Below are 13,771 nucleotides of genomic sequence, written 5' to 3'. Positions count from 1 at the left end.
CTAGTGGCCACACAACTTGCGGGCGGTGTCCTGCCAGGCAGTCGTCAGGTGGTCGAGGCTCCGTCCGAGAGACAGCTGATGCGCCAGGTAATCGGGGTTCAGAAGTGCGATCAGGGCGTCGGTTTGGGCATCGAGATCGCCGGTGGTGCCTGCGGTTTCGAGCAGCATTCGGACGTGGGTGCGGTGCAGCGTGAACGGACCGCTGAAGCGCAATTCAGGGTCACGGATGGCGTCGGACAGCAGCGCCCGATGACCGTGGACGAATCGGAGGCGATCCGCGCCGTAGGCCAGCAGCCGTTCGAGCGGGGGTGCGCCGGGGCCCAGCGGGGGTGGGCCGAACATGAAGGCGTCCTGCTCGGCGGTCTCGTCCTCGTCGAGCAGCACCATCATCAGACCGGCCCGGCTGCCGAACCTGCGGAACACCGTGCCTTTCCCGACTCCGGCCTCTACCGCGATATCGTCGGTGCTGACCGCGTCGGGTCCGCGTTCGGCGATCAGTCGGCGCGCGGCGTCGAGGATGAGGGCGCGGTTTCGGGCGGCGTCGACACGCCCTGGGCCGCGTTCTTGTGGCGCCGGGTCGGTGCCCGCCAGCTGGGTCGGGCGATCGGTGGCTGCCACCACTGAACTTTAACTCAGAAGGAATTAATCGGACCACAGTCCGGTTGATCGTTGCGAGAATCGAGTGAGTCGAACAAAAGGAGTGTGAACATGGCCGATATCAAGGTGCTGGTGTTGATAGGGAGCCTGCGGGCGGCGTCGGTCAACCGGCAGATCGCCGAACTGGCAGTGGAGCAGGCGCCCGACGGAGTGGAACTGCGCATCTTTGATCGGCTGGGGGAGCTGCCCTTCTATAACGAGGACATCGACACCGACGAGGTGGCCGAGTCGGTGGTCGCCCTGCGGGCGGCGGCTGGCGAGGCCGACGCCGCGCTCGTCGTCACCCCCGAATACAACGGCAGCATCCCCGGTGTGTTGAAGAACGCCATCGATTGGCTGTCGCGGCCGTTCGGCAACGGCGCGCTCAAGGACAAGCCGCTGGCGGTCGTCGGGGCGGCGCTCGGGCAGTACGGCGGCGTGTGGGCACATGACGAGACTCGTAAATCGTTCGGCATCGCCGGGCCGCGCGTGGTCGAAGATCTGAAGCTGTCGGTGCCGTCCAAGTCGCTCGACGGCAAGCACCCCAGGGAGAACGCCGAGGTGGCGGAGGCGCTGCGTGACATTGTGAGCAAGCTCACAACCGAGGTCGGCTGAGGGGTCGTCTTCGCGTTTTGCCGTTTGCGCCGCTTTCCGGCAAAATCTTGCCGCCGGCTGGGTCGTTCAGACCCGGCCGGCGGCTTTGCTATTAGGGGGGCTCGCGCTGTGCGGCGGCCGGACTTGTCGGTGGCTGGTGGTACATCTAGGGGTGCCGCGCGACACGGTCTGTCAAGTCGGGCGCGACACGCCGCGAACGTGGTTGCTGGCAAGCTTACGACCAGGGAATTTCAGAAATGTTATTCAGAACATGTTGTATGGCTTCGAACTGTCGGCCACTAGGTGTAGTGTCTGTGAGACCGACAGGCCACCACAGTTCGGGAGCCGGCCGGAGCGTAGCGAATCCGGCCGAGTCGGTTTCAAGACCAGCCGGAGAGCGGCTTCGACCGGCAGGAATTTTGGCGGCCCGAAGGTCGCTGAACTTAAGCGAAACGTAAGACCCGATCAGTTGCCAGTCACCTGTCTAGTTTTTTCACTTTCCGCAAGAGGAGCCGTACCGAAGATGACCGTCACCGTGTACACCAAGCCCGCATGCGTGCAGTGCAACGCCACCTACAAGGCGTTGGAGAAGCAGGGCATCGAGTTCGAGAAGGTCGACATCACCCTCGACAGCGAGGCCCGCGACTACGTCATGGCGCTCGGTTACCTGCAGGCCCCCGTTGTGGTGGCCGGTAACGACCACTGGTCGGGCTTCCGTCCCGATCGGATCAAGGCACTGAGCACGGTCGCGGCGACCGCATAACGGAAGGCATCACCACCACGGGGGAAGGACGGAGAACACGATGAGCCATCTCGTCTACTTCTCCAGCGTCTCGGAGAACACCCACCGCTTCGTCCAGAAGCTGGGATGGCCCGAAGATCGCGTCACCCGGATCCCGCTGCACGGCCGCATCGAGGTGGACGAGCCCTACGTTCTGATTCTGCCCACCTACGGCGGCGGCCGTGCCACCCCCGACATCGACAACGGTGGCTACGTCCCCAAGCAGGTCATCGCCTTTCTGAACAATGAACACAATCGGTCGTTGATCCGCGGCGTCATCGCCGCGGGCAACAACAACTTCGGTGCGGAGTTCGCGTACGCGGGCAATGTTGTCTCGCGCAAATGCGGCGTCCCGTACCTGTATCGCTTCGAACTCATGGGAACCCCGGACGACGTCGAAGCAGTCCGTGCGGGGTTGAAAGACTTTTGGAAGGACCAGACGTGCCACCAACCGTCACAGCTGCAGAGCCTGTAACCGCTCCTGGGCACACCCTGCCCGGAGAGACGGATTACCACGCGCTCAACGCGATGCTGAATCTGTACGACGCCGACGGCAAGATTCAGTTCGACAAGGATGTGCGGGCTGCGCGGGAGTACTTCCTGCAGCACGTCAACCAGAACACGGTGTTCTTCCACAGCCAGGACGAGAAGCTCGATTACCTGATCGAGAAGGAGTACTACGAGCGCGAGGTGCTCGACCAGTACAGCCGCAACTTCGTCAAGAGCCTGCTGGATCGGGCCTACGCCAAGAAGTTCCGGTTCCCGACCTTCCTCGGTGCGTTCAAGTACTACACCTCCTACACGCTCAAGACCTTCGACGGGAAGCGCTACCTGGAGCGTTTCGAAGATCGCGTCGTGATGGTGGCACTGACGCTGGCCGCCGGTGACACAGTGCTGGCCGAGAAGCTCGTCGACGAGATCATCGACGGCCGCTTCCAGCCGGCCACCCCGACGTTCCTCAACTCGGGTAAGAAGCAGCGCGGCGAGCCGGTGTCCTGCTTCCTGCTGCGCATCGAGGACAACATGGAGTCCATCGGGCGCTCGATCAACTCTGCCTTGCAGCTGTCCAAGCGCGGTGGTGGAGTTGCCCTGCTGCTGACCAACATTCGTGAGCACGGCGCCCCGATCAAGAACATCGAGAACCAGAGCTCGGGCGTCATCCCGATCATGAAGCTGTTGGAGGACTCGTTCTCCTACGCCAACCAGCTGGGAGCCCGTCAGGGCGCCGGTGCGGTGTACCTGCACGCACACCATCCCGACATCTACCGGTTCCTCGACACCAAGCGCGAGAACGCCGACGAGAAGATCCGGATCAAGACGCTCTCGCTGGGTGTCGTGATCCCGGACATCACCTTCGAGCTGGCCAAGAAGAACGAGGACATGTACCTCTTCTCGCCGTACGACGTCGAGAAGGTCTACGGCGTTCCGTTCGCCGACATCTCGGTGACCGAGAAGTACTACGAGATGGTCGACGACGCGCGGATCCGCAAGACGAAGATCAAGGCGCGCGAGTTCTTCCAGACGCTGGCCGAGCTGCAGTTCGAGTCGGGCTACCCGTACATCATGTACGAGGACACGGTGAACCGGGCCAACCCGATCGCCGGCAAGATCACCCACTCCAACCTGTGCTCGGAGATCCTCCAGGTCTCCACGGCCTCGGAGTTCAACGACGATCTGTCCTACTCCAAGGTGGGCAAGGACATCTCGTGCAACCTCGGGTCGATGAATATCGCCAAGACGATGGATTCACCGGACTTCGCGCAGTCCATCGAGGTGGCCATCCGGGCGCTGACCGCGGTGAGCGATCAGACGCACATCTGGTCGGTGCCGTCGATCGAGCAGGGCAACAACAGCTCGCACGCGATCGGCCTGGGGCAGATGAACCTGCACGGCTACCTGGCCCGCGAGCGGATCCATTACGGCTCCGAAGAGGGCGTCGACTTCACCAACATCTACTTCTACACCGTGCTGTTCCACGCGCTGCGGGCGTCGAATCTCATTGCGATCGAACGCGGTACGAGCTTCGGCGGGTTCGAGGACTCGAAGTACGCGTCGGGGGAGTTCTTCGACAAATACACCGATCAGGCATGGGAGCCGGCCACCGACAAGGTCCGGCAGATCTTCGCCGATGCGGAGATCCACATCCCGACACAGGACGACTGGAAGCAGTTGAAGGAGTCGGTGCAGAAGCACGGCATCTACAACCAGAACCTGCAGGCCGTCCCGCCGACCGGGTCGATCTCGTACATCAACCACTCGACGTCGTCGATCCACCCGGTGGCGAGCAAGATTGAGATCCGTAAGGAAGGCAAGATCGGCCGGGTCTACTACCCGGCGCCGTATCTGACCAACGACAACCTGGAGTATTACCAGGACGCGTATGAGATCGGGTACCAGAAGATCATCGACACCTACGCCGCGGCCACCCAGCACGTGGATCAGGGTCTTTCGCTGACGTTGTTCTTCAAGGACACCGCCGACACCCGCGAGGTCAACAAGGCGCAGATCTACGCCTGGCGCAAGGGAATCAAGACGCTCTACTACATCCGGTTGCGTCAGATGGCTTTGGAGGGAACCGAAGTCGAGGGTTGCGTGTCCTGCATGCTGTGACGAAGGAATTGAAATGTCGATACCCCTCATAGAGAAACAAAGTCATCTCAGCGAGATGCTGGGTGCAGGGATCGGGTCGCTCGATATTTCGCGAGGCGAGCGTGAGGCAGTCATCGCTCGCTACAAGCTCCTTGGGGCGGCGCTAGACACCTACTGGCAGGACAGTTTCCTTGAGAACTTGGTCTACCCGCAGGGGTCCTTTGCACTGGGCACAGTGACGCGGAGCGTTCACCGCAATGACGAAGTCGATATCGACCTTGTAGTGGTTCGAGGGCTGAGCAAGTACTCCACCACGCAAGCCAACTTGAAACGCGATACCGGCATGGGCTTGCGTGAGTTCGTGCAGCACTCGGACGCCGGAGGCCCGCTCCTCTCGGAGAGCGACCGTTGCTGGACACTCGAGTACCCCGGCATGCATATAGATGTGCTGCCAGCGATTCCCGATGGGAAGACTGAAACTGGTATCGAGATCACGGACAAAGCTGTCTTCCGTTGGCAGCCGTCCGATCCAAAGGGTTACGCCCAGTGGTTCAACGATGTTGGGCATCCGGAATGGGCGGAGCGCCAGTGGCGGCTGAAGACGAGCGGTGTGGATGTCGCCGAGGTGCCAGATTGGCGACAGAAGACCAACCTTCAATTGTCTGTGCAGGCGTTGAAGCGGCACCGGGACATTTACTTCGCTGATCGCCTCGGCCGTCGTCCGTCTTCGATCGTCATCACTACGCTTGCCGCGCTCGCTTACGAGCGAGCCAGTGTCAACCTCGGCAACGAGGAACTATACGAAGCCATACGCGCCATTGCGGGTGGTTTAGAAGACGGCATCGATCGTGTGAACGGATTGTGGGTTATTGAGAACCCGGCAATGCCGGGCGAGAACTTTGCTGACTACTGGGTAGATGAGCGCTGGCGTGCTAGCGACCTCCTCGAGTGGATTTCTGCTGTGCAGCAAGATATTTCAGGCATACCGGCCAGTTCAGGCAATGACGTCGTTCTAGAGCGCATCGGCACTGCGTTTGGCGGCAACGTGAAGGTGGCAAGTGCGCGGGCAATCTCGGAACCGATTTTGGCGGCGCGCCAGTCTGGTCAATTGCGGTCTGCGTCGGGCACGGGCATGCTCTCTGCAGCGTCGTTGGGGGTTCGACCGGTTCGTTCTCACACCTTCCACGGCGGCAGGCGGAGGCAGTTCTAGTCCAGTGAAGCTCGCGCTCCAGGCGGTCGCGCTACGTCAGTATTTCCCTCGATCGACAATCCATCTGTCAGCAACGGGTCTGACGTGGTACGGATCACTTGTACCGTCTCCGACTTCTCGTAGTTACCGAGTTGGGCTCGTAGCGCGAAATGAGTCGGCGAGACCTGACCTGTACGTGATTGCGCCGGCGCTGCAACCGGACGCTCGCGGACGCCTTCCTCACGTGTGGGATGACGGCTCGCTATGCCTGTGCGCGGGGCGCGAGTGGAAATCTAGCTATCTATACGTGGACACCATCATTCCGTGGGCATCCGAGTGGCTATTCTTCTATGAAGTGTGGAAGGCCACGGCGATATGGATGGGTGACGATATCGGCGCGGTTGAGAAAGAGACTGAGTCTGTGCTATATCGCTACGGCGGCTGGAGTTCTGATCGACAGAAATTTCAACCTGCTGGATTTGATTACGTGCACAAGAAGACGTCGTAGACGACTATTCATTAGGAGTTTAATTCAAATTGTTTCGCGGTAAACTATCTGCCCACCTATAGAAGCTGGCTGACGATATTTCTATACGGAGAGCCGAAATTCTCCGTTGTCAACGGTTGGAGCTGTCCGTCTGTTATGGGCGCAGAATGGCCGACGGTCAATACCTTTCTCTCACCGGCGATTACTGTTAGTTGCAGGCTACCAGCGCTCAACGAATTACTCCCAGTTGTTGCGGATCGCCGGTAGGGCAGGTGAATTGTTGGTCATTAATCAATTAGCACGCTGCGCCACTGCTGCAGCGATAGAAATATTACGATCCAGAGAGGTGATTTGGATACAATAGCTCGCGACCTATCTATGCGAATCTGGGCGATCGACGGTTTGTGCGATACGAAGAACATTGGAGGGCGTACCGCGTTATCATCGGATGGGCGATGAGTGTGCTGGGCACTCACCCGGGCGTGGGCCATCAAAGTTCCATGCTCTGGGTGCTGCGCCGGAAGGCGAGCTAATTGGTGAATCGTTGTGCGGGCCGATCGCGTTAGAGCGTTCGCGTGACTGGGTGAGGTGGCGTGTTGAGCATTAAGGATGGAAGTGCTGACCCTCCGATTGACGACGGCAGCGGTTACGTCATCACCGAGCATGATCTGCGCTTCTTGGGGATAACCGATGAGTCGTTGCGTAACTGGCGCGCAGGTCGCGTTCCGCTCGGGCTTTCCGAGATCAGCTTCAAAGCGCTAAAAGAGGGCCTCTGGAATGCTCTGGACCGTGACAATGTTGATCCGCTTGGCGTTGACATAAATATTAAAGGAAGCTCTGTTTTCTTCTTTTCCGGTGAACATAAAACGCTGCCTTGGACTCGTGACGATATTGAAGAGCAGCTTTATATACATCGTGGTAGGATCCCTGAATTCAAAATTGGCGAGGTTGAGGATAAATTGCGCGGCCAATGGACGGCGGATAAGAGGCCGATGCGTCGACCATTTGATTCAATGCGTGTTATCGGCATTGCGCGCAGTGGGAGCGACATTGACATTGAGCTATGCAGCGACGCAATAGCCGAAAAATGTGCTTACATCGCCCAGCGTCGGCGGCCCGAGAAGTTTCATGATGTATCGATCGATGACCAGTACAACTATATCGATGAGAAGATCGTCCGAGAAGCAATGCCCAAGCTCATCGAATATCAAGAGGAAATCTCCCAAGATTTAGACCGCGATATCTACTGCGTAGTTTTTGAAAAAGGTGGACCGCCGGAGTCGGATGTGCGGCAGGCTTGGCGTATCCATCATCATGGGTCGATGACAGTCTGACCCGTTAGTGATGGGGCAAAATGGACCGTTTTGATGCGGACGCGGCAGCGAGAGCAGGGCTTGCGCGGACGAAGCCGCACGTCAACATCGGGACCATCGGTCACGTAGACCACGGCAAGACCACGCTCACCGCAGCTATTACCAAGGTTCTGCACGACAAGTACCCCGATTTGAATGAGTCGCGCGGATTCGACCAGATCGACAACGCGCCTGAAGAGCGTCAGCGCGGTATCACCATCAACATCTCCCGCGTGGAGTACCAGACCGGCAAGCGGCACTACGCCCACGTCGAAGCCTCAGGTCACGCCGACCACATCAAGAACATGATCACCGGTGCCGCCCAGATGGACGGCGCGATCCTGGTGGTCTCCGCGACCGACGGCCCGATGCCGCAGACCCGCGAGCACGTGCTGCTGGCCCGCCAGGTGGGTGTGCCCTACATCCTCGTGGCGCTGAACAAGTCGGACATGGTCGACGACGAGGAGCTCCTCGAGCTCGTCGAGATGGAGGTCCGCGAACTGCTGGCCGCCCAGGACTTCGACGAAGACGCCCCGATCATTCGAGTATCGGCACTCAAAGCTCTTCAGGGTGAGGCGAAATGGGTAGAGCGCATCGTTGAACTGATGTCCGCTGTCGATGAGTCGATTCCGAATCCAGTACGTGAGACCGACAAGCCGTTCCTGATGCCCGTCGAGGACGTGTATTCCTTCACAGATCGTGGCACCGTGGTGACCGGTCGTGTCGAGCGTGGTGTCACTGGGGTTGATGAAGAAGTTGAAATTGTGGGGGTAGACCGCCCGGCCATCAAAACGACCGTTGCGGATATGTACACCCGGCGCAGTGAGTCGATTGAGCCGATGGAAATCGTCTGGGAACGGCCCATTCGTCGAGTTTTCGATGACGAATTGGCGGACCGCTTCAAGGATGAGCTGCGGATTCGAATCCGATCGTTCGAACGCAGGAGTCCGATCCTCGGGCAGCGAGCTATCGATGTTGACGGGGACACCGCATTCCTCTCAGTGGAGGTGGACGAAGGTAGCGCGTCGATGATTAGGCTGCTCGGGCCGTCCTGGAGGCAGGCAGAGTTGCAGGCTCTTGTGCCAGCAATTGAACAGGCACTAGATCGAATTGAATCGGGCACTGGAAGCGGATCAGATGCGGTGAGAGGAGATCGAGATCCGCTCCGACCGCAACCGCAACGTTCGAAGGGGGCTGATCACAGCCTTGCCGGCGACGAGGTGAAGCTCTTCCTTCGTGGTGTAGTGCGTGAAGATGTCAAACGTGGTCAAATCGTCGTCAAGCCCGGCACCGTGAGGCCGCACACCGAGTTCGAGGGCAGCGTCTACATCCTGTCCAAGGACGAGGGCGGCCGCCACACGCCGTTCTTCAACAACTACCGTCCGCAGTTCTACTTCCGTACCACGGACGTGACCGGCGTGGTGACCCTGCCCGAGGGCACCGAGATGGTGATGCCCGGTGACAACACCGACATCTCTGTCAAGCTGATCCAGCCCGTCGCCATGGACGAGGGCCTGCGCTTCGCGATCCGCGAGGGTGGCCGTACCGTCGGCGCCGGCCGGGTCACCAAGATCATCAAGTAGCTCTATGCGATTCGGGTCGAGACCCGCTTTGCGCTAGTTGGTCGAGTAACTTATACCGATGACAGTTCCGTTGTTTAGGGTGTGGACTGCCGCCAGAACGGAGTAGCTATGACCGCCGCGCTCGATGTGTTTCTTGCTGACCTCAGAGACGCCTACGGGCGATTGGTATACACGCACAAAACGCATGAGAAAATGGCTGAAATGAAGAGCTGGCGTTTAGGCGCCATGAAGATTATCAATATCGTGATCCTCGCCCTAACTCTCAGTGCTGTTATTGCCGATCTGCTTTCCGAGGAAAGTGACCCTTGGTTTTCTGCTGTGAAGGTATTGAGTGTATCGTCAGCGGCTATTGCACTTATTTACGCATTTGTCCAGTTGAGTTTCGACCCTGGTGGCGACGCGGTGCGGTTTCGTGATTCGGCGAAGTTGTTTCTCGCTTTACGAGATGCCTACGGGTCTCTAATTGTCGACGGTAAGTCGGGGGCAGATCTCGACGAGCTGCGCGTTAAGCGAGATGAACTTGCTAAACGCAAGAGTGAGGTCGAGGCATCCTCCCCGCAGACAACCAAGCGAGGTTACAAAAAAGCGTGCCAAGCGCTTAGCGGTGCAGAGTCTGTCACACTAACTGCAGATGACATCACCCGTATCTTTCCTGCGGAACTCCGCCCGTAGCCTCAGCCGGAACGTCCACTACGCCGCGCCACCCAGCATGTGCACTACGGCTGAGCCTGACGCCTTTCTTAAAGGGCACAGCCAACAACCGCTAGGTCAACACGGCGCAGATCTATGCCCGGCTTCGCCCAGCGGCGCTGCAGGGCACTGAGGTGGAAAACTGCGTCAGCTGCATGTTGTAGGCGAGTAGCAGGCCGTCCCCTGGCCTTTTTCTAGGTCGTGCCCTACACAACCGGCACGTAGACCTTTGTCCGCAGGCGGTCCTCTGGCACGTCGCGTGGGTCGTCGAGGTACACGTTGTAGTGGTGCGTCGTGATGTCGTCGGCGGTACGCATCAGGGTCAACCCGTGCTCGGTCATATAGGCGCCGATGAGCTCGTGCGCCCGCGAGATCGCCTCGGCGTACGACCCCGTGACGCTGGCCACCACGGCCCGTCGAGCGGGGGCAACGAGCATGCTCAGCGGATCCCGTGCCGTGGTGTCGGCGGGAACCTCGACGAACACCGATTCATCGACGTCCGATTCGCGGAACTCGTCGTCGTGCTCGATGCATCCGCCCAACATGCCCGGTGTGACGTCCTGCTCGGCGAGGGCGGGCATGAACCGCGCCCACAACTGCCCCTCAGCGGCGTAGTTCGGAACGGTGTCCCGCAGGTACACGATCGTGCGGGCGGGAACGGTCTCTTGGGTGACGGTGTCCGTCATGGTGAGCTCCTTCTCGGAAAGTAGATGGTCGATGAGCCGGAGCCGCGCGCTGGCCTCCTCGGCCGCCGCGACCAGTTCGACGCGTTGGGCCGCGAGGGCTGCGTCGAACGCCGCGGTGCCGCGGATGGCGAGCAGGGCTCCGATGGCGGACACGCCGAACCCGATGTCGCGGAGCCGCCGGATCGCGGCTGCGTCGGCCAGTTGAGCCGCGGCGTACCGGCGGTAGCCGCTGATCGCGTCCACCTGCGCGGGCACCAGGACACCGTGAGTGTCGTAGTGGCGCAGCATGCGAACGGAGATACGGCTCAGCGAGGAGAACCTGCCGATCGATATCAAAGACGGGGTGTCGGTCACGGCTACGACTGTGCCCTCTCACATGGTGTGAGAGTCAAGTCCGACATACCCGCGCGTTGCTGCGTCAGACAGTCCCGGCATTTCGCTGACACTCAGGTCGAGTGGCCAGTTGTTGCACCCAAATCTCGAAAAGAGGTGTGATAACTGGCCATTCGGTATTGGAAGAACGTGGGATCGCAGGTCGGTTCGGCCTCTAGACTTCGGCGAATGGCCACACTGCGTGATCTGAGCACCTGGTTGCCCGCCCTTGACGCGCAGCTGCGGTCCGCGCCGCGTGGTGTCGACGTCGTTGAGTTCAGGGGGAGTATCGGGCCGGATGGCGCGGGTGGGACGCTACTCATGGATGGCAAGTCCCCAGGCGACAATCAGTCCCATCGCGGGCTGTTTGACGAGCTTGCCGCCGTTGCCAAGCAGTTCGAGGTCGAGCGCGCGGGTATTGTCCTGCGGTCCAGCAGATCCGGCCTTCGGGAAGTTGACCTCGTCGAGCGGCCGGCTTGTGTCGAGGAATCTCATTACCCTCAGTCCCGCGTAGAGCCAGGTGTGCTCGTCCTGAAGGAGGGGGCCCAGCCCGGCCTCTATCGCCGTCAGCCCGACTTGACCGCGGCGGTTGGTCCAGCGCCCAGCGCCGACCCGGCCGCGCTGAGCCGGTTGGTCGCCCAGCAGAACCCTCATGCCACACCGGCTGCAGCTGAGGAGTTGGCGGCGGTGGAAGCACAACTCGGAGTTCCCTTGACCGATGAGGTCCGGGCCATCTACCTGACCGCTGGGAACGGTTACCTCAGCGGCGGTGAAGGCCGCAGCTACAACGGCATGGAGATCATCCCGCTCGATGACAGCTGGACGCGGAACATGTTCAATCCCGTGCAAGCTGGGTCGATCTGGTGGTATGCGGCACAGATGTCACTCGGACCGGATCCTGCGGGGCGGATTCAACCGTTGGGCTGGACGCCGCTGTGGTTCCCCGTCGGCCACGACGGGGGCGGCAATATCTACGCCGCCGACCTCGCGCCAGCGGCGCAAGGGTATCGAGGCCAAGTCGTCTACCTGGACCACGAGTCTCCCGCCGGGGCAATGTACTGCAGCGACTCGTTCACCGAAATGCTGGTGCACGGCCGCGAAGGCACCCACAGCTGGCCGGTCGAGGACGGGGCCACGGCCTCCATCGATGACTGGAATGCCGACACCGAGGTGCTCGGTATCAGTAAGGGCGACGCTCCCGTCGACCTTGGTCCGCTGCTTGATCATCCACGGATTCACGCCATCTGGGCTCACTCCGGGGCACTGGCCGACCCGCGACAGCTCACACGCTTTCCCGCGCTGGACTTTCTGTCGCTGAGATTGGCCGAGTGGCGCGTCCTGCTCGACGCCGGACTCGTCCCGCAGCAGTTACTCGCCGCCGAAATCGTTGATGACGACTGCGACCTGGCTGCGACGGTCACGACGGCGAATGACCTGCTCGGGCTCTTCGGGCGGCCCCTCATCGAGATGACGCAGATGCGTGGATGGCGGAAGCGGAACTTGATGGACAGTCTGCGCGAAATGCGCTGGAATACCGAGGGATAAGCTGTTCCGTCCTCGACGCTCCCCCCTGGAAGATACGGCCTGTGCGCGTTGCCGCCGGCGTCGTCTTGGCATCGATCAGATCGGCACCCAGGAGGGTTCCGGTCCGAGTGCGGTGTTGAACTCCGCGATCTTGGCCGGGGTTGTGTATGTGATGTCCATATTGTCGCTGTTCCACGCGACGTAGAAGCGCTCCTCGAGTTCGGGCGGGGTGAAGATCGGTGCGAGCTGTTCGATCAGCCCGTTGGGTAGGTATTTGCGATACATGGTGAAGGCCAGCGAGTATCGGGCAGCGCCCATCTCGAATTCGATGACGGCATTGGGCATCGGGTCATAGTCGGGACCCTGCGGGTAGTCGCCGGTCATGTCACAGCTGATCTGTCGCAACGGCCCGGTATATCCGCTGAGTCGGGCGAATTCACTCACGATCTCGAATGCATCGTCGTCGTAGAACTCCTGGTTGGCGAAGAACGCGAGGTGACGAAACGGTGGATCCCGTTCGTCCCCCAGCTCTTCTAGAACCATCAGCACAGAGGGGATGTCCATGTCTTCGAATACGTCGGTATGTTCAGCGCACTCGACGACCTCGTCGTCGGTTACCTCGTCAGAGTCGACAACCCCGGCGGCTTTCAGCAAGGCGAATGTTGACAGCAGTTGTTCCCGCAGCTCCGGCGTCAGCGGGTGCCGCCACTCGGGCCTATCGGCCTCGTTCGGGTCCGGTAGGTCGGGCAGCCAGGACGGCGGCTCGGCATCGCGGGCCTCCCGAAATTCCTTGTAGGACTGTCGCAAGGACCAGATGCCAACCGCTAGAAATCCCCAGCCGAGTAGCTGGGTGGGTATGGCGGCGTCCGGAATGAACTCAATCCCGACCCAGCCCACGTAGAGGGCAAGCCCCAGATATGCGGGCGGACCAATCCAGCGCAGCTGGTACAGCGTCCGATCGAACAGCCTCCACCACCGCGAGTTCATCGCGCAATCATGCCCGACGGACGGGTACGCCATTACGAGTAGCCTGAAGCTCGCTTGAACGCGTACCTAGATCGACAGATGGTGTTCGGCGACCTTGTCGGAGATCATGTTCCGATGTCGACAACCGTTGAGGCCCTCCTTGTCACCGCTCTGGTGCTCGGGATTGTCGCCGCCATATTCGGTCTGATCTACGCATGGGAGAAGCGTGAGGGGGACCCGTTTGGTGGTCCAGCCGCTATGCGACTTTCGGTTGGTGGGTCGCGGCCCACTGTAGGGCAAACTCGGCGGGGGTGCGGTCGCC

At 60.5% G+C, this 13,771-nt stretch carries 14 protein-coding genes and 3 pseudogenes; 12 read left to right on the top strand and 5 right to left on the bottom strand.

What is annotated here, in order from left to right:
- Positions 1 to 618 (bottom strand): TetR/AcrR family transcriptional regulator, encoded by a 618-nt coding sequence (locus tag AB0876_RS27785; protein ID WP_526043472.1) that lies wholly within the window; start codon positions 616 to 618, stop codon positions 1 to 3.
- 90 nt (positions 619 to 708) lie between these two features.
- Here AB0876_RS27785 and AB0876_RS27780 point away from each other — a divergent pair, with 90 nt between their 5' ends.
- The 11 genes and pseudogenes from AB0876_RS27780 to AB0876_RS27730 all read left to right on the top strand — a co-directional run.
- On the top strand, positions 709 to 1,251 hold the full coding sequence (locus AB0876_RS27780) for an NADPH-dependent FMN reductase (protein WP_526043471.1): 543 nt from the start codon (positions 709 to 711) through the stop codon (positions 1,249 to 1,251).
- A gap of 502 nt (positions 1,252 to 1,753) precedes the next feature.
- The gene (locus tag AB0876_RS27775) at positions 1,754 to 1,993 is read left to right on the top strand and encodes a redoxin NrdH (RefSeq protein WP_055112584.1); all 240 of its coding nucleotides are present in this window, start codon (positions 1,754 to 1,756) and stop codon (positions 1,991 to 1,993) included.
- Between the two features lie 40 nt (positions 1,994 to 2,033).
- Positions 2,034 to 2,486 (top strand): class Ib ribonucleoside-diphosphate reductase assembly flavoprotein NrdI, encoded by a 453-nt coding sequence (gene nrdI / locus AB0876_RS27770; RefSeq protein ID WP_135359842.1) that lies wholly within the window; start codon positions 2,034 to 2,036, stop codon positions 2,484 to 2,486.
- The gene (nrdE, locus tag AB0876_RS27765; protein WP_526043470.1) at positions 2,453 to 4,621 is read left to right on the top strand and encodes a class 1b ribonucleoside-diphosphate reductase subunit alpha; all 2,169 of its coding nucleotides are present in this window, start codon (positions 2,453 to 2,455) and stop codon (positions 4,619 to 4,621) included. Before nrdI ends, nrdE begins: the two co-directional genes overlap by 34 nt.
- Before the next feature lie 13 nt (positions 4,622 to 4,634).
- Entirely contained in the window at positions 4,635 to 5,810 is a 1,176-nt protein-coding gene (locus AB0876_RS27760; protein ID WP_526043469.1) for an SMODS domain-containing nucleotidyltransferase, read from the top strand.
- Positions 5,811 to 5,814: 4 nt separating this feature from the next.
- Positions 5,815 to 6,297 (top strand): type II CBASS E2 protein, encoded by a 483-nt coding sequence (locus AB0876_RS27755; protein WP_526043468.1) that lies wholly within the window; start codon positions 5,815 to 5,817, stop codon positions 6,295 to 6,297.
- A 575-nt stretch (positions 6,298 to 6,872) separates the two neighbouring features.
- Positions 6,873 to 7,610: a hypothetical protein gene (locus AB0876_RS27750; RefSeq protein WP_526043467.1), complete on the top strand. Its 738-nt coding sequence runs from the start codon at positions 6,873 to 6,875 to the stop codon at positions 7,608 to 7,610.
- A 20-nt stretch (positions 7,611 to 7,630) separates the two neighbouring features.
- Positions 7,631 to 8,428: pseudogene (locus tag AB0876_RS27745) on the top strand (GTP-binding protein); the annotation flags it as partial.
- Positions 8,429 to 8,824: 396 nt separating this feature from the next.
- Positions 8,825 to 9,211: pseudogene (locus AB0876_RS27740) on the top strand (EF-Tu C-terminal domain-related protein); the annotation flags it as partial.
- Between the two features lie 108 nt (positions 9,212 to 9,319).
- Entirely contained in the window at positions 9,320 to 9,883 is a 564-nt protein-coding gene (locus AB0876_RS27735) for an SLATT domain-containing protein (RefSeq protein ID WP_526043466.1), read from the top strand.
- A gap of 27 nt (positions 9,884 to 9,910) precedes the next feature.
- A pseudogene (locus AB0876_RS27730) lies at positions 9,911 to 10,065 on the top strand (ribonucleoside-diphosphate reductase); the annotation flags it as partial.
- A 42-nt stretch (positions 10,066 to 10,107) separates the two neighbouring features.
- On the opposite strand, the gene AB0876_RS27725 reads toward AB0876_RS27730, so the two are convergent.
- Both AB0876_RS27725 and AB0876_RS27720 read right to left on the bottom strand, forming a co-directional pair.
- Positions 10,108 to 10,941, bottom strand: coding sequence for a MerR family transcriptional regulator (locus AB0876_RS27725; protein WP_526043465.1), 834 nt, complete (start codon positions 10,939 to 10,941; stop codon positions 10,108 to 10,110).
- Between the two features lie 333 nt (positions 10,942 to 11,274).
- Positions 11,275 to 11,454, bottom strand: a complete 180-nt coding sequence (locus tag AB0876_RS27720; protein ID WP_526043464.1) for a hypothetical protein — start codon at positions 11,452 to 11,454, stop codon at positions 11,275 to 11,277.
- A 27-nt stretch (positions 11,455 to 11,481) separates the two neighbouring features.
- Between AB0876_RS27720 and AB0876_RS27715 the strand changes: the two genes are divergently transcribed.
- Entirely contained in the window at positions 11,482 to 12,504 is a 1,023-nt protein-coding gene (locus AB0876_RS27715; RefSeq protein WP_526043463.1) for an SMI1/KNR4 family protein, read from the top strand.
- Between the two features lie 75 nt (positions 12,505 to 12,579).
- On the opposite strand, the gene AB0876_RS27710 is transcribed toward AB0876_RS27715, so the two are convergent.
- Positions 12,580 to 13,470 (bottom strand): hypothetical protein, encoded by an 891-nt coding sequence (locus tag AB0876_RS27710; RefSeq protein ID WP_526043462.1) that lies wholly within the window; start codon positions 13,468 to 13,470, stop codon positions 12,580 to 12,582.
- Positions 13,471 to 13,536: 66 nt separating this feature from the next.
- Positions 13,537 to 13,771 (bottom strand): hypothetical protein (locus AB0876_RS27705; protein WP_526043461.1); only part of this gene is annotated, 235 nt, incomplete at its 5' end.

The organism is Mycobacterium sp. NPDC049093, from assembly GCF_040704635.1.
Classification (GTDB): domain Bacteria; phylum Actinomycetota; class Actinomycetes; order Mycobacteriales; family Mycobacteriaceae; genus Mycobacterium.
The sequence above is the reverse complement of the archived record's forward strand: the minus strand, read 5'-3'. Positions and strand labels throughout refer to the sequence as shown.